Genomic DNA, 15,480 nt, shown 5'->3' on the forward strand with positions numbered 1-15,480 from the left:
CGAACTCGATGGCCGCACGTCGCCCGTCACCACCGGCTGGGACGGGACAGTGCGGCTGCGGGACCTGGCCACCGGCCAGCCCATCGGCGAACCCCTCACCGACCCCAGCGATGACGTGACCGCGGTGGCGTGCACCGAACTCGATGGCCGCACCGTCGCCGTCATCACTGGCTGGGACGGCACGGTGCGGCTGCGGGACCTGGCCACCGGCCAGCCCATCGGCGAACCCCTCACCGACCCCAGCGATGACGTGACCGCGGTGGCGTGCACCGTCTTCGACGGCCGCACCCTCGCCGTCACCACCGGCTGGGACGGCACGGTGCGGGTGTGGGACCCTGGCCACCGGCCGGCCCATCGGCGAACCCCTCACCGGCCACGACAACCTGGTGACCGCGGTGGCGTGCACCGTCTTCGACGGCCGCACCGTCGCCGTCACCACCGGCTGGGACAAGACGGTGCGGGTGTGGGACCTGGCCACCGGCCGGCCCATCGGCGAACCCCTCACCGGCCACACCAACCTGGTGACCGCGGTGGCGTGCACCGTCTTCGACGGCCGCACCCTCGCCGTCACCGGCAGCCGGGACCAGACTGTGCGGGTGTGGGACCTGGCCACCGGCCGACCCGTCGGCCAACCCCTCACCGGCCACACCAAATCCGTGACCGCAGTGACGTGCACCGAACTCGACGGCCACACCCTCGCCGTCACCACCAGCCACGACAACACGGTGCGGGTATGGGACCTGGCCACCCAGAAGGCTGCCGCGACCATCCCGATCGACTCACCGCGTGGCGTCGCAATCACCGGCGAGGGGGACCTCATCGTCAGTTTCCACAGCGACGTCGCCCTCTACCGGCGCCGACCCGACAAGGCAGGTTACCCACCGCATGTGGATAACCCCGGCGAATGAACAGCTGCTCACACATTAGGTGACGGGAATCCCGTCAGGTCTGACGTAGTGGGGTCGGCTGGTGGCAACGTGTACACGTCGGCCGACCTGGTCCAACTGATCGTTTCAGAATGAGATCGACTCAGGGACTTGGCAGTTGAGGGTGCGCCAGGCAGGGAGAGCCGCCTCAGCAGCAAGGCAGATAGAGGCTTAGCGAAGGCGCGGTCCCTGCTGGTCCTGCTGAACCTGCTGCAGGCGCGGTGGGAGCGGCTGCCGCTGGTCGGCAGGGGTCAGCGCCTGGCGCTGGTCGGTGGGTTCGACGCGGCGGCTCGGCACGGACCGAGCGGTACGGATAGCGGGTTGTCCGCCGCGCTGCTGGAGCTGGTCGCGGTGGGCCTGGCGTTCGGCCTGGCGGCCGGCTCGGCGACGTTCGGCGAGGGTCGGCTGGCGGCGCTCCTCCACCTGCTGCTGCTCGGGCCGGGTGGCCTCGGTGGTGAGCTGGCGACGTTCGGCGAGGACCGTGCTGACGGACTCGGCGACGTGCTGCTGGGCGAGGGCGGCGTCGTCCAGGCGCGGGCGGCCGGTGAGCCAGGTGGCACCGGTCCGGGCGGCGACGGTGCGCAGGATCTCGGTCTGCTCCGCTTCGGGCAGGGTGCGGTAGACGTCGGCGGCGAGTCGGCGCAGGGCCTGCTGGTCGTTGTCCGCGAGGGCGGGCGCCGGGGTGTTCGGGGCGGTGGCGATGCTTCGGGCGGTGATGGCGGCTTCGGTGGCCGTCCAGTAGGCGTGGTGGCCGGTTCGGCCTTCCTCGATGTAGGGGCCGGCGGGCTGGGCGGCGGTGTCGTCGGTGACGCGGTACTGGTCGCGGTAGGCGGCGACGACGGCGAGCTGCTGCTGCCAGCGGGCGCGCTGGGCGGGGTCGGTGGGGGCTTCGCCGAGGGTCCGGCTCCACTCCGGGCGGTTCTCCACGGCGCGGTCGCCGAGGGCCGAGACGCGACCCGCGATCAGCGCGGTGCTCTCGGTGAGGTACTCGTGGCGGCGCGGTTCGGCGGCGGTGGAGTGCGGGACCGGGCTGATCCACGCGGGCAGGTCGGCGCGGCCGGAGGCGGCGCGGGTGTGGGCGAGGGCCTGCTGCTGGGCGTGCTGGAGAAGTTCGGGCAGCGCGGTGCGGCCGGTCGCCGCGGTGAAAACGGTCTCCGCGGTGGTGCCGGTGTTCTCGATGGTCTTGAGGGTCCAGGCGAGGGTGCGCCACAGCTCCGCCTCGGTGCCATCGCCCTGCTGGGCGGAGGTGGCCGGAGTGTCGGCGGCGAGGTGGCGGCCGATGCGCCAGGCGAGGACCTGGCTGAGGCTGTCGGCGCCGGTGAGCGGGTACTGCTCGGCGACCCGGCGCAGCAGGACAGCGGGTTCGTGGCCGGCGGTCTCGGCGCGGCGCAGGGCGGCGGTGAGGGCTGGCCAGGTGCTCTCGTCCAGGGCGCGGGCGGCGTGCTCGTTGCCGAGGACGTCGGCGGCGAGGGCCTGGTGGCGGAGGTTCTCGGGGGTCTGCTGGTGGTGTTCGGGGATGCCGTCGGTGGCCAGGTGGGTGCGGGCGGCGCGGGTCAGGGCGGTGACCGGGTCGCTGGCGCCGGTGGTGTGGGCGGTGGCGGTGGTGAGCAGGTCGGTGGTGACGCGGCCGGTGCGCTCGGCGGCGGCGAGGGCGCCGGCGAGGTGGGGCCACTGCGGGTGGGCGGTGACTTTGTCGGCGGTGGTGCTGAGCGCGCTGGCGGCGGCGGTGGCGTAGCGGTTGAGGGTGGCGGTGGAGACGTGCGGGTGCGCGTCCAGGGCCTGGGCGGCGGCGGGCGCGATGTGCAGGGCGGCCGGCTCAAGGGTCGCGGTCTCGGGGTCGAGGCGGTGGGCGGGCAGGCCGGTGAGCTGCGCGACCAGGGCGGCGTAGCGAGTGGTGTCGGCGGTGGTGGGTGCGTTGAGGTGGGCGGGTGCGGGGCGGTCGTCGGTGATGGTGTTCAGGCGCCAGGCGAGGGCCTGGGCCGGGGAGTCCGCGGTGGTGAGGTCGCCGCGCCGGGTGGCGGCGGCGAGCAGGCGCTCGGGCTGCCAGCCGGCCGTTTCGGCACCTCGCAGGGCGCGGGTGACGGCGGTCATGGCGTCGTCGGTGGTGATCTGCTCGGCGAGGGCGGGGCCGAGCAGGCGGTGGATCAGCTGGTGGTAGTGGGGGGCGGTGAGGGTCTCGACGGCGTGCTGGTGGCGGGGCGCCAGGGTGGCCAGGGAAACCGCTTCTTCCTGGGCGCTGCGGATGGTCTCGGTGGCGGAGAGCTGGGCGCCTTCGCGGGCAAGGACGCGCTCCAGTACTTCGCGGGCGGCGAAGGAGTCGGGGTCGTTCTTGGGCTTGTCGAGCTGCTCGTCGGTGTCGAAGGGGAGGAGGTCGTGGGTGGCGGTGTAGAGGGTGGTGGTGTGGCGGGCGCGGGTGAGCTGGACGTACAGCTCCTCGCGGGTGGTGTCGTCGGTGACCAGGGGGTGGGCGGTGTCGACGGTGCCGCCCTGGGAGCGGGTGATGGTGGAGGCGTAGAGCAGCTGGACGTTGGCGGCGACGTACTCGGCGGGCAGGGTGAGGCGTCCGCGGTGCTCCAGGTGGCGGACCTTGAGGGAGCCGTCCTCGTAGCGGCGCAGGACCTGCCAGGCGTCGCCGTTCTTGACGAAGTCCGCGCCCCGGTTGGTGGTGATCTTGCGGTTGTTGTCGCGGGTGACGATCCAGTCGCCGCGGCCCGCGCGGTTGCCGTCGCGCAGCAGGACGCCGTCGGCCTCGACCTGGCCGGCGGCCACGCGGTCCTCGCGGGCGCGGGCGGACAGGGCGGTGACGTCGGTGCCGGTGCGGGCGCTGATCAGCGTCGTGCGACCGGCGAGCATGTCGCCCTTCCAGCCGTCGTAGGCGGCTTCGACCATGGCGGTGCGCGAGCCGCCGACGACCCGCTGGTTGGCGAAGTAGAAGTCCAGCCCGGTGCTGTCGCCGGTGCGGATCTTGAGGGTGGCGGCGGCCTCCGCCTTGTCGCTGAACCGGTGGAGGGTGGTGAGTTCGACGGCGCCGGCTTCGGCGGCGATCAGCCGCAGCGCGCCGCCCGCCTCGACGGAGCCGAGCTGGCGGTAGTCGCCCAGCAGGCGCACGCTCGCGCCGCGCTCGGCGGCGATGCGAACGAGGCGGTCCAGGTTGAAGGTGCCGGCCATTCCGGCCTCGTCCACCAGGACCACGTCGCCCGGGTTCAGCACGAACCCGGCCCGGCTGGCGGGCACGTCCTGGCCGCTGCCGAGCTGGGCGGCGAAGGTGCCGCCGGTGTGCTCCCAGAGGAACTTGTGCAGGTTCTCGGCGGGCTGGCCCAGGTCGCGGGCGAGGACGGCGGCGGCCGCGGCGGAGGTGGCGAGCGGGACGATGCGCCGGCCGGCCTGGTTGGCAACGTGGACGTACGCCTGCATCGCGGTGGTCTTGCCGGAGCCTGCCGGGCCGAGGCCGAGGGAGAGCAGCCGGGTCTCGGCGGCGAACGCGGTGACCAGAGCGCGCTGGCCCTCGTCCAGGGCGCGGTGGCGGGCCTCGAAACCGTCGATCGCGGCACCGACGAAGGCCCGGTTCAGGCCCTGGTTGACGGGGGTGAGGGCGGCGTCGACCAGGCGGCGCTCGGCGTCCAGGATGGCGGTGCTGGTGTAGCGGGTGGAGGCGTGCCGGACGAACACGGAGTCGCCGTTGGCGCGGCGCAGTTCCTCCGGCTCGGTGAGCAGCGCGGGGGCGTCGACGCGGACGCTGCGCGCCGGGGAGACGGCCTCGGCGACGATCGCCTCGACCAGCTGCTCGTGTTCGGCGGCGTCGGTGGTGGGGTGCTCGGAGCGGGCCAGGCGCTCGGCGTGGGCGCGCAGGTTCCACACCGTCCACACCGCGCGCTCCTCGCCGACGGCGGTGATCACGGCGGCGGCCAGGGCGGGGATCTCGACCGCCTTCGGCTCCTCCGGCCGGGCGGCCGGGGTGCTGTCGGGCACGGGGACGGCCGCCATCACGCGCCGGACGATGTCCTGGCCGTGGGCGGTGGTGACGGTGGAAGTCCAGTCGGCGCGCATCTCCTCAAGGGAGCGGGCGGCCTTCTTGCCCTCTCGGGTGTCGAGGTTGGCCTGGCGGGCGAGCTGGTGGGTCGTGCTGCGGGAGGGGTCGTGCCCGTGCTCGCGCCGGTACTCCCGCAGCAGCTGCTCGTAGCGGGCCTCGATCTCGGTGCGGCGGGAGGAGAAGTGGGTGATCGCCTCGACGGGGACGCCGACGATCTCGCGCACCGGCTGGCGCTTGGCCACCGCGTCCTCGCGGGCCTCGAAGGTCACGCCGAGGCGGGCGGTCAGCTCGGTCTCGAACCGCGAGTTGTAGAACTCGGAGGTGGCGACGGTCATCGCCAGCAGGCCGCGGGCGTCCAGCGAACGCCACTTGCCGTCCGTACCCTGGATCTTGTTGGCGACGACGACGTGGGTGTGCAGGTTGGGGTCGCCGGCCCGGGAGTCGAAGTGGTCGAACGCGACGGCGATCAGGCCCTTGGTGTCGATCTGGGCTTGGCCGGTGCTGCCGGTGCGGGTGTGCGCGGCGTTCTGCTCCAGCAGCTCCAGCGCGGCGTCGCGGGCGGCCTCGTGGGCCTCGCGGACGGCGGCGCGGACCTCCGCCCGCTCGTCCAGCGCCCACAGCACCGCAGCCGACTTCACCGGGGCGAAGACCAGGTCGAACCCGGCGACGGCGGCCCGCTGGCGGCGGGACTCCTCGTGCTGGACCTTCTTGACCTCGGCGCCGGTGGGGGTGCGCCGGGTCTCCTTCTCGATGACGGCCAGGCGCCGCTCGACGCGCTCGGCGAACGGGTCGAGGGGCTCGTACTCGGGGTACTTGCGGCCGAGGGTGGCGGCCTTGATCGCGGCGGCCTGGACGGCCTTGAGCTGGTCGTCGTCCATGTCGGCGCGCACGTTCGCGGCCAGGTGCTCGGCGATGATCCGCTCCGCGTCCGGGTGCTGGCCCAGGCCGAACAGGTGCTTCATCTGCTGCTCGGTCACGGTGGTCCCGTCGAGTCCGAGCAGGGGGGCGCCGCGGCCGAGCCAGACGCCCGCCGGGTTGCCCTTCTGGGTGTAGTACTCCTCGGCGGACTGACCCCGCTGACGCTGCACGTCGCCGCCCGCGACCTGGCGCGTCAGGTAGGTGTAGCCGTTGCCGGCGGTGAGCTTGTGGATGGTCATCAACGCGACCACCCCCAGCTTTCCGATACCCGGGCGAGGGTAGGCGCGGCAGCTATTCGAGCCGCCGTTCCACCTGCCTCACCAATTGCCATACGGGCACTTTAGCCCCGCGCAGCGGACCATGCTCAGAATATCTGCAAGAGGTGTCTGGATGGCTTCGAGCGGAGCAGATGGCGATGCCAGGCACCCTCGAATCATCACCCTGACCTGCAGATTCGATGGAATCGCGGCGACGAAGGGGCGGTTTTCCTGTCATTCATGTCTCAATATTTATCGCTACTTATCGGGGATTCTCAGTCGCGAAGACAAGGGGTTTCCGAGATGGGCTTTTGCAGCTAGAGTCACGGCCAGAAAGGGCCACTCGCTCCTTCTGATCCGACTTACCTCCGACCACTGCGGAGCAACGGATCCGATCCCCATCGACTCCCCGGGATGCCGCCCCTGTGACGAACCGTGAACCTCGTACTGCTCACGCCGACGCGCCGCTCGCGCAACTGCTCCGCTCGCGCCCCGGATATGTGCCGCCGACGGTCGGCGAGCGGGTGGTCGTCGTCGCAGACCTGCTGGCGCCCAGCCGCCATCCGCGCGCCGTAATGAACCTGCTCCGGTTTGTTGGCGACTGGCAGCCGGACCGTGTAGTTGTCATGAGCGCCCGCCAACACGGTTCGACCCACAAGGGCTCCGAATGCGCCACGAGCACCCTCGCTCGCCTGCGCGCTGTCTACTCAGGAGACATCGTCATCCAAGCCGGAGCTGGAGCTGGCAGAGACGCCCTGACAGTCGGCTCGTGTTCGTGCTGGCACCCAGTCATCTCTGATCTAGGTCTTGCGGTCACCGCCGGAATCCACCCGGTCGCACCGGGGTGGCTGAGCCTCAGCGCGACCGGCCCCGGTGTTAGCCGCTATCCGGGCGCGCTCGCCATCCTGCTCGCTCGCGGGTTCGGGCACTCCATCATCTGCAGCGGAACCAGCGGCCTCGCACTGATCGGAGAGATCCCGACCGGCGACTCGACGGCCGACACTCTCTGGGGCTTCGAGATCGGAACGCTTCGCTGCACTGCACCGTCGACAGCCTCGTCATTCCGCCCGGCGATGGGCTTCGGAGTGGTCGACTCAACGACTGGTATCGCCGAGCCCACCGCCGTCGCAATCTCGCGCAGTGGGGCATTCACGTTCGACGGGGTCACCTACGCCGCGTAGCGGCTGTCCTGCACAGCGGCGAGCTGGGCCCGGCAGCATGCGACTTACGCTCGCAGGCCGTCGGTACCAGCCCAACAGTTCCCTGTGGCGGCGTCTGACTACATGACTGCATCTAGGTACACCTGCACCGGCTCGAACAGGCCGTACGGAACGAACTCGGGGATCTGCTCGTGGGTGATCCACGCCAGCGCACCCAGCTCCTCGGTGTCGACCACCGTGGCCGTGCCGTTGACCACCTCGCAGGCGGTGTACGACATCTGCCGACCAGTCTTCGGGTGAACGCGCTCGCCGAGCGGGCGAACGGCCTTCACCGTCAGGCCGACTTCCTCGGCGGTCTCGCGGACAGCAGCTGCTTCCGGCGATTCGCCGGCCTCGACCTCACCGGCCGGGAACTGCCACGACAGCTCACCCTCCTTGACCCGCCGCTGGACCATCAGGACGCGGCCGTCCTGGACCACGATGGCGGCGGCGATGCCCGGCTTGCTAGTCTGCTCAGTCATTCCGGGGCTCCTCTAGGGCAGCCAGGATGGGCGGGAAGATCGTATCGACGGGGATGAACCGGGGCACCGTGTTTCGCGGAACCCACATCACGTCGGCGTTCTCGATCTTGTCCTGGTTCTGGGCCTCGCCCACCAGGTACTCGGCGAGGAAGTACTCGCACCACACACCGGTGGACGGGTGGAGCCGGCCGCCGAGGTCTTGGCGCACGGCGCAGTGGACGCCGGTCTCAGCCAGCGTCTCGCGGACAGCCGCCGAGGCTGGACTGCCACCCGGCTTGATCACCCCGGCCGGGAACTGCCAACGGATGCCGGCGGGCTCGTCGTCCCGGCGGCAGACGAGCAGCACGTCCCCACCGCGGACCACCACCGCGACGGCCACCCGCAAGGCCTGGGCGGTCTGGCTGCCGGTGGACTCGGTGAGCAGCAGCGCGAACCGCTTCTGCGCGGCGGGCGCCGCGGCTTCCAGGGCTTGGTCGAGGAGCTGGTGCATCTCGGTGCGCGGAACGAGTTCCGGGCTCTTGTGCCAGCTGGCCACCGTGCGGACCGCGATGCCCAGCCGGGCGGCGAACGCCTCGTTGGTGTCGCGCAGCGCCTCCTGGAGCCAGCAGGCGGATCTGCCTGTCCAGCTGACCACCACGTCCACCTGCTGCCCCTCCCCGAGCTTCGAGCTGACTGATTGGCTACGCCTTGCTCTTGGCTGCGTGCACCGGGCGCAGCAGCCGCAGCGGGGTACTCCAGTCGTACTGATCACGGCCACCGCCGGCCTTCGGCTTGTGCGGGACGTAGTCGCCGAACAGCACGCCCATGGCCTTCAGTCGCTCGACGTTGGCCGCGTAGGCCGGGTGGGCGGCCTGGGCGGAGTTGACGTACGGCTGGGCGACCACGGGGATGCCCAGGCCATACGACTCGGTGAGGATGCCGAGCAGCAGGGTGTCCGCGTGGCCGTCGGCCCACTTGTTGATCGTGTTGAACGTGGCGGGCGCGACGGCGATGGCGTCGGCCGGCGGCAGTGAGGCAGGTACGTCGGGCGTGCGCCAGGCCGAGCGAATCGGGTAGCCGGTCTGCTGCTCGATGGCGGCCTGGTCAATAAACCCCATGGCGTTCGGGGTGGCCACCACGCCGACTCGCCACCCTTCCTCTTGAGCCGCGGTGATCAGCTGACTCACGTCGTCGGCGATGCCGGAGGCGCAGACGGCGACGTACAGGAAGGGCTGGTTGCTCAAGGTCGGACTCCCAACTCGCGGCTGAACTGGCGTAGCTCGGGCAAGGCGCCGCGACGGTCGCGTACCGTCATGTCGGCCACCAGCTCCCGGATGTCCGGGCGACGCCTGATGTCCTCAGCAGCATGCCGTTCGGCGATGCGCAGGGCGCGGTAGCCCTCGGACAGTTTGCCCTGCTGGTTGAACGCCCTGGCAAGGTCCACCCACAAGGCGGCTTGTCGTTCCGGGGCTGGGATGCGGCGGCGCAGCAGTGGCCTGGCCGCCTCGACGGCGGCGCCGGTGTCGCCCAAGGCCACCGCGGCCGACACCCGGTGCAGCGCCACGTTGGTTGGGCTGAAGTTCGCCCAGGCGTCCGGGTGATCGCGGTCGACGTACCGGGCCACTTCGTCTGCCTGGTCCAGCAGCTCGGTAGTGGTGGAGCGGTCGCCGCCGGTGCTTGCAGCGGTCACCCCACGCAGCAGCATCAGGCCGAACGCGGCGAGGTCTCCGGGTTCGCGCTGGTCGTAGTGGCCGCCGAGCTGGTCGGCGGTGTGCTGGACCATCGTGACGGCCGGTGCGGTGTGGCGTTCGCGGGCCATCAGATGGGTCTGGACCCGGACGCTGGAGGCCAGGACTATCGGGTTGCCGCTGCGTTCGGCCTCGCTCATCGCCCGCCCCACCGCGAGCCAGGCGTTGCCGGTGTCGCCGAGCTTGATCAACATACTGACGGTGGTCTGGTAAGCGGTGGCGGCCATGCTGGCCAGCATCAGGCTGTCGGTCGCGTCCTGCTGAGCACGGCGAAGGTCGGTGAGCAGTGCGGGCAGCAGGGCTTCGAGTTCGGTGTAGCGGCAGCCGTAGAGCAGCCGGCGAGCCTTCGACAGCTCCTGACGAAGAGTGGCCTCGGCGAGCAGCTGCCGGTCGGCGAGGCCACTCGCCGTGGGCAGGAGGGCTTGGACCAGCTCCATGCTGGCGGTGTGAGGGCGGGCAGCTGGGACCGCGAGAGCTGCCACGCTGGCTGCCAGGAAGCCTCGACGCTGCATGTCGTCCGTCCTGAGATCCGTGCTGCTAGGGGAGACAGTCAGGCCCAGGCTTTCCAAGGGAATGTCGAGTTCCGCCGCGACGGCTCGCAAGATCCGTACGTCGTCGGTGCCGACGCCCTTCTCCAGCCGACTCAGCTTCGACTGGTGGTAGCCCAGTTTGGAAGCCACATCGTGTTGCGACCGGGCAGCGATCACCCGGGCGCGACGGATCACCGATCCGATCTGGCGTGCGTCGATGGCCGCTGGGACCGTCTCCGACATGACTCCTCCTGCCACCCTCAGTCTGCCTGGCGAGGGCCGCGCCGGCCGATCTGGATCAAGATGCTATGCACGATCTGCATAGCTCACGCAGAACATGCGACAAGGCGGACCAGCCTGCTACTTCGTGGAGTTCACTTGGCAACAGCCAGGCCATCCCCGAGAGGAGCAGCTCATGCCGCCGAACCGTCGCCCGCCGCCCGTCGGTCGGCTTGCTGCACCGCGAGTGCACCGTCGCCGCACTGTGACGGCATGGTGCGAGGCGGGCGGCAGTTCCAGACTTAGGGCCGGAGCAAGGCCCGCACCTGCACAGACAGTTGCAAGGCCAGTACTGGCTGAAGTCTAGGTCGGCACCGGTCTTCGTAGGCAGTGATCAGCAGGAACGCCGTTCGACTCCTCCGCGGGTCTGCTCGGCATACCGAAAACCGCTTCACTCTCGCAGGTAACCTCGGTGCCAGACGTGTTTGATGCACCGTCAAATCGCCACTCCGGCAAGGGAAAGGGAACAAATGACCGAGGAGACCCAGGGTCAGGTCGAGCGCACGCTTGTCCTGCTCAAGCCCGACGCGGTGGCCCGTGGTCTGTCCGGCCGGGTTCTGCAGCGGTTCGAGGACGCCGCGCTCAAGATCGTCGGCACGAAGATGAAGTGGATGGACGCCGAGTTCACCCGCAGGCACTACGCGGACTTGGAGGAGCGACTCGGTTCCGAGGTCTACAACCTGACTGCGACGTTCATGCAGCAGGGCCCGGTGATCGCCCTGGTGCTGGAGGGCTACGACGCGATCGCCACGGTGCGCAAGATCGTGGGCAGCACCTACCCGGACCAGGCGCCGGCGGGCACCATCCGCGGCGATTTCTCGCACATGAGCCGGGGCGCCAGCGTGGCCGTCGGCAAGGCGGTGGCGAACCTGATCCACGCCTCCGGCAACCGCGAGGAGGCCGCGCAGGAAGTCGACCTCTGGTTCGCCAAGGACGAGCTGTTCGACTACAAGACGCTGGCCGAGACGTACATCTACTGATTCGGCGGCCTCCTGGGCGTCACCCCGGTGACGTCGGCCAAGTTCACCACCACGAGAACGACTGGCACGACCCAAGGAGAAGCACCGATGACGAGCACGACCCGCCTGGCCTCGCCGGCCGAGCTGGAGGCGGCCTTCCAGCAGGAGTTGGCGACGGACCGCTGGGCCGCCGCCGAGACGGCGTACGCCCTGGCGCTGCGCCTGCGCGACGCCGGTGAGTGGGACACCTCGCGTGAGTGGGTGAAGCAGTGCCTCCAGCTGCTGGAGGGCTTCCCCGCCGAGACGGAGGACCAGGTGGCGACCAAGCGCACCACGGTCGGCGGCGTGCCGCTGCCGAACTACCTGCACGCGGGCGTCGTCCGCGAGCGCTTCGGCGAGCTGGCCTGACGTAAGACCTGCTGGTGGTGCGGTCAGGGGAGCAGTGACCGGCCGCACCGCCAGCACACCAACCGAATACAAGATCATCTGCATCGGCCAGGGGGTACCTCAGCGCCGGTGCGGCCCCATCCGCCATGCCCAAATCAGGAGAGGACGACCGCGATGGCCGTCGAGATCGAGATGCGCGCCCGGTTCGACAAGGACACCCACGACGCCCTGGTGGAGCGCCTCGTCCGTGACGGCGAGGACCTGGGCCAGGACAACAAGCTGATCCACTTCTTCGTGCTGCCGGACCAGCTGCTCAAGGTCACCGACAACCAGTCCGCCGACACCGCCAAGATCACGCTCAAGGACAGCAGGATCGGCCAGGGTGCCGCCTTCGGCGAGACCGAGTTCGCCATCGCCAAGGAGGACGTGGCCAAGGCCGTCCAGCTCTTCGGCGCGCTCGGCTTCGAGGACACCCGGCACGAGGCCTTCAACTTCCGCCGCAACTTCCGCTTCGGCGGCGTGGAGATCGCGGTCAAGTGGAGCGAGGCGTGGGGCTACCACGCCGAGTTCGAGGTGCTGCTGCCCGACGGCGCCTCCGACGCCGCCCGCGACGAAGCTGCCGCCCAGATCCTCGACGCCGCCGCCGAGCTGGGCATCGCCGTCATGACCGAGCAGGAGCTGGCCACGTTCACCGCCGAGTTCGAGGCCAAGGAGGCCGCGCGCAAGGCTGCTGCCCAGAACGCCGAGATCCGGTAGGGCCTCCAACCCTCAAGACCACCGAGGGGGTGGGCCGCACCATGAGCACAACCCGCACGGACAGCCTGGTCGAGCTGGCTGCCCGCAAGGAACTGCCGCTCCACCAGTTCACCGACGCCGCCACCGTCGAATGGATCAAGGCCAACCGACCGGACTTCCCGCCGGCCTGGCCGCCGCCGCTGCGCCCCACCACGCAGACCCTCATCGAGCAGGCCGCCATCCCCACCCGATGGCTCGCCGAACCCCAGCTCGCCGACTCCATCCACGGCCACCGGCACGGCCTGCGTACAGCGGTCCTCGCCGCACTGCTGGCCGACTGGTACGGCCTGAACGAATCCGCCACGGCCACCGCGGTCATCGCGGCGGCCGTCCACGACACCCAGCGCCAGCATGACAAGGACGACCAGGGCCACGGCAACCGCGCCGCGATCTGGCTGGCCGCCAACGCCGAGCTGGTCTGGACGCACTTCCGCCGCACACCCAGCCCGAGCGAGGTCATCCAGGCCGCCACCGCCGTCCGGCTGCACGAGCTGCCGTACGAGGCCTTCACCGCCGACGACCGAGCCGACCACGCTCGGGCCCAGCAGATCTGCGACCTGGTGAAGGCCGCCGACGCCCTCGACCGCTTCCGGCTGCCGAAGCGCACCTGGTGGCCGAATGCCGAGTTCGTCCGTGAGCCGGCCTTTGAGCAGCTGCTGCCACTGGCCTACGACCTGGTGGTCGTCTCCGAAGAGGCCTTCCTCTCCGGCGCGTCCAGCGTGGTCGCCGTCCGCTACGCCGTCGCCGAGAAGGGGTTGGTGTAGCCGTGGACTTCCTCGACGCCTACGAGAGCTGGGCCGACGCGCACGCCTTCTTCGGTGCCAGCCTGGTGCCGGCGATGCCCAACGCCGACGACCCGCTCGGCGTGCAGAAGGCCGCCTGGGTGGACCGGCTGTCCCTCGGCACGCCCAACGGCCAGCTGCTCCGCCGCAACGCGCTGTTCGACTCCTTGGCCAGCGGCGGCAAGCTCCACCTGCTGCACGTCACCCACGCCTTGGAGAAGATCAACCAGGACGGCGTGCTCTACCCCTCCGGCGGCTGCCTGGTCGGCAGCATCTACTGCGCGCCGCTCACCGCGACGAGCAGCGGCTTCCGCCCGCACAACCTCGGCTCCTACGTGCTCACCCGCGAAGCGCCGGCCTTCCTGGCGAAGATCGGGCGAGCGGATCACCAGCCCACCCCGCTGATCTTCGAGCTGGATCTGCCGTCGCAGGCGTACCAGGGGCTGGCCGGCGTCGACTACCTCCGCCTCGGCGCGATCCACCTGGCCATCTACACCCAGCTCGAATACCTGCTGTCGAAGACAGAGCGGCACCAACTGCGCGAGACGGTGGTCAGCCGGGTGAAGAACTCGACCGCCTTCCTGGCGTTGGCCGCCGCCATCGCCTACCAGGGTGCCACCGTCGCGCCCGCGGACTTCCTGCGGCAGCTCGACGCCACGATCCCGCGGCTGCCGATCCTCGGCTACCTGTTCTTCGAGGCGCTGTCCGAGTACGTCATGCTGCACTCGACCAGTTCACGTACGCGCCGGCTGGCCGAGCTGGGGGAGCTGAACAACTGGCTCTACAAGGAGCTGCTGTTCGCCGTGCCGGGGATGATCGGCCGGTTCGACCTCGCCAAGTTCCACGTGCCCAACCTCGCCGCCACCTTGGCCAAGGTCGACCGCACACTCGACCCGGGCGCCGCTGCCGCGTTCCTCACCGACCGCATCAGCCACCTGGTCGCCGCGCGCCTGTTCACCCCGGGTCAGGCGCCGGACCGCTGGCGCCACACCAAGTGGGAGTTCGACAGCCTCGCCGCCCAGCTCGGTCCGCTGCTCGGCCACCTGATCCACCGCGAGCTACGGACCTTCGGCCGGTCGCCGGACTTCTACTTCTACTTCGACCAGGTCAAGGCGCTCCAGGCCTGGAACTACTGGAACCACCTCGACATCCCGGTGCCCTTCAACGGCACCATCCCCAAGGGCGAGATCGGCATCAACCCGGCCTACCCGGATCTCCAGTACCGGGTCTGGCGCGCCGACGCCGACGAGGCCGGCAACCTCCACCCGACCGAGCAACTGGACCTCACCCTCACCCCGCGCCTGGTCGACCTCCGCTCCACCCTGATGCGCAACAACCAGTGGACCACGGCCCCCGCGGTCGCCTGACCACTCGGCACCGCCCAGCTGGCCAACGCCAGCCCCTCCACCGCTCACCACGCCTACGAGGAGACGTCTGCCATGCCCACGGACATTTCTGGCAATCCGTCCATCGACCTACTCGGCAAGCAGATCACCGAGCTGCTGGCCCACCCGAACATCGGCCACGGCCTCGCTCGCACGCTGCGCGCCGCCGCCAAGGAGATCGAGGTCGGCCGATACCACCGAGCCACCCAGCGCGCCTTTCCCAACGGCCCCGACGAGCAGCCGACCAAGGTCCAGATCGGCGGCGGCAGCCACCAGCTCGACGGCTTCTTCAACATCGACCTGGTGCCGCCGGCCGACTTCCTCTGGGACGTGCGCGAGGGCATCCCACTGGAGACCGGCACCGTCGAGCTGCTGTTCACCGAACACTTCCTGGAGCACATCGACTACCCGCGCTCCGCCAAGGGCTTCGCCCGCGAGGCCTTCCGCGTGCTCAGCCCCGGCGGACAGATCATCACCGGCGTGCCCGACGCCGCCCACGTGCTCAGCCGCTACCCGGCGGCACCCGTCGAAGCCGAAGAGATGATCGGACGCTGGTACGCCAAGCGCACCTGCCGCGAGGACATCAACACCTACCTCGACCTGATCAACTACGTCTTCCGCGACCAAGACGACGACCCGAGTTACACCCCGCACCTCTGGGCCTACGACGCCGAGAAGCTGAGCCAGCTGTTCACCGAGGCCGGGTTCACCACCATCGAGCCCTGGACCTTCGACGCCATCCTGGCCAACCCGAAGCGCGAGTGGGCCAGCGTCTACGTCATCGCCACCAAGTAGGAGTTCGGCCCAACCAGAGCGGTGGCCCA

At 70.3% G+C, this 15,480-nt stretch carries 13 protein-coding genes; 8 read left to right on the forward strand and 5 right to left on the reverse strand.

The genetic code is table 11. The features are described from left to right. Nucleotides 1-386 precede the first annotated feature (386 nt). A complete protein-coding gene (locus tag EDD39_RS41405; protein ID WP_244257310.1) occupies nucleotides 387-908 on the forward strand; it encodes a WD40 repeat domain-containing protein in 522 nt (173 codons plus the stop codon). A 189-nt stretch (nucleotides 909-1,097) separates the two neighbouring features. On the opposite strand, the gene mobF is transcribed toward EDD39_RS41405, so the two are convergent. Beyond that, a complete protein-coding gene (gene mobF / locus EDD39_RS42245) occupies nucleotides 1,098-6,113 on the reverse strand; it encodes a MobF family relaxase (RefSeq protein ID WP_148089532.1) in 5,016 nt (1,671 codons plus the stop codon). A 443-nt stretch (nucleotides 6,114-6,556) separates the two neighbouring features. On the opposite strand from mobF, the gene EDD39_RS26555 reads away from it, so the two are divergent. Then, complete coding sequence (locus EDD39_RS26555) at nucleotides 6,557-7,312, forward strand: hypothetical protein (protein ID WP_148089533.1); 756 nt, start codon at nucleotides 6,557-6,559, stop codon at nucleotides 7,310-7,312. A 98-nt stretch (nucleotides 7,313-7,410) separates the two neighbouring features. Here EDD39_RS26555 and EDD39_RS26560 read toward each other — a convergent pair whose 3' ends face one another. Genes EDD39_RS26560 through EDD39_RS26575 form a run of 4 tightly spaced genes read right to left on the reverse strand, consistent with a single transcriptional unit; the run spans nucleotide 7,411 to nucleotide 10,312 of the window. Further along, entirely contained in the window at nucleotides 7,411-7,812 is a 402-nt protein-coding gene (locus EDD39_RS26560; RefSeq protein WP_123560942.1) for an NUDIX hydrolase, read from the reverse strand. Beyond that, entirely contained in the window at nucleotides 7,805-8,455 is a 651-nt protein-coding gene (locus EDD39_RS26565) for an NUDIX hydrolase (protein WP_123560944.1), read from the reverse strand. The genes EDD39_RS26560 and EDD39_RS26565 overlap by 8 nt, the downstream gene beginning before the upstream one ends. A gap of 37 nt (nucleotides 8,456-8,492) precedes the next feature. Then, complete coding sequence (locus tag EDD39_RS26570; protein WP_123560945.1) at nucleotides 8,493-9,035, reverse strand: flavoprotein; 543 nt, start codon at nucleotides 9,033-9,035, stop codon at nucleotides 8,493-8,495. Continuing rightward, nucleotides 9,032-10,312 (reverse strand): helix-turn-helix domain-containing protein, encoded by a 1,281-nt coding sequence (locus tag EDD39_RS26575; protein ID WP_123560947.1) that lies wholly within the window; start codon nucleotides 10,310-10,312, stop codon nucleotides 9,032-9,034. Before EDD39_RS26575 ends, EDD39_RS26570 begins: the two co-directional genes overlap by 4 nt. A gap of 506 nt (nucleotides 10,313-10,818) precedes the next feature. Here EDD39_RS26575 and EDD39_RS26580 point away from each other — a divergent pair. From EDD39_RS26580 to EDD39_RS26605, 6 genes are all read left to right on the forward strand, one after another. Then, nucleotides 10,819-11,328, forward strand: a complete 510-nt coding sequence (locus EDD39_RS26580) for a nucleoside-diphosphate kinase (RefSeq protein ID WP_104815111.1) — start codon at nucleotides 10,819-10,821, stop codon at nucleotides 11,326-11,328. An 87-nt stretch (nucleotides 11,329-11,415) separates the two neighbouring features. Then, nucleotides 11,416-11,715 carry a hypothetical protein gene (locus EDD39_RS26585; protein WP_123560949.1) on the forward strand — a complete coding sequence of 100 codons (300 nt, stop codon included), beginning with the start codon at nucleotides 11,416-11,418 and terminating at the stop codon, nucleotides 11,713-11,715. 153 nt (nucleotides 11,716-11,868) lie between these two features. Then, nucleotides 11,869-12,450, forward strand: coding sequence for a hypothetical protein (locus EDD39_RS26590; protein ID WP_123560951.1), 582 nt, complete (start codon nucleotides 11,869-11,871; stop codon nucleotides 12,448-12,450). A 41-nt stretch (nucleotides 12,451-12,491) separates the two neighbouring features. Next, nucleotides 12,492-13,253: a hypothetical protein gene (locus EDD39_RS26595; protein ID WP_123563388.1), complete on the forward strand. Its 762-nt coding sequence runs from the start codon at nucleotides 12,492-12,494 to the stop codon at nucleotides 13,251-13,253. Between the two features lie 2 nt (nucleotides 13,254-13,255). Further along, nucleotides 13,256-14,638 carry a hypothetical protein gene (locus tag EDD39_RS26600; protein WP_123560953.1) on the forward strand — a complete coding sequence of 461 codons (1,383 nt, stop codon included), beginning with the start codon at nucleotides 13,256-13,258 and terminating at the stop codon, nucleotides 14,636-14,638. A 72-nt stretch (nucleotides 14,639-14,710) separates the two neighbouring features. Further along, entirely contained in the window at nucleotides 14,711-15,451 is a 741-nt protein-coding gene (locus EDD39_RS26605; protein ID WP_123560955.1) for a class I SAM-dependent methyltransferase, read from the forward strand. Nucleotides 15,452-15,480 lie beyond the last annotated feature (29 nt).

The sequence above is a fragment of the Kitasatospora cineracea genome, from assembly GCF_003751605.1.
GTDB classification, from domain to species: Bacteria; Actinomycetota; Actinomycetes; order Streptomycetales; family Streptomycetaceae; genus Kitasatospora; species Kitasatospora cineracea.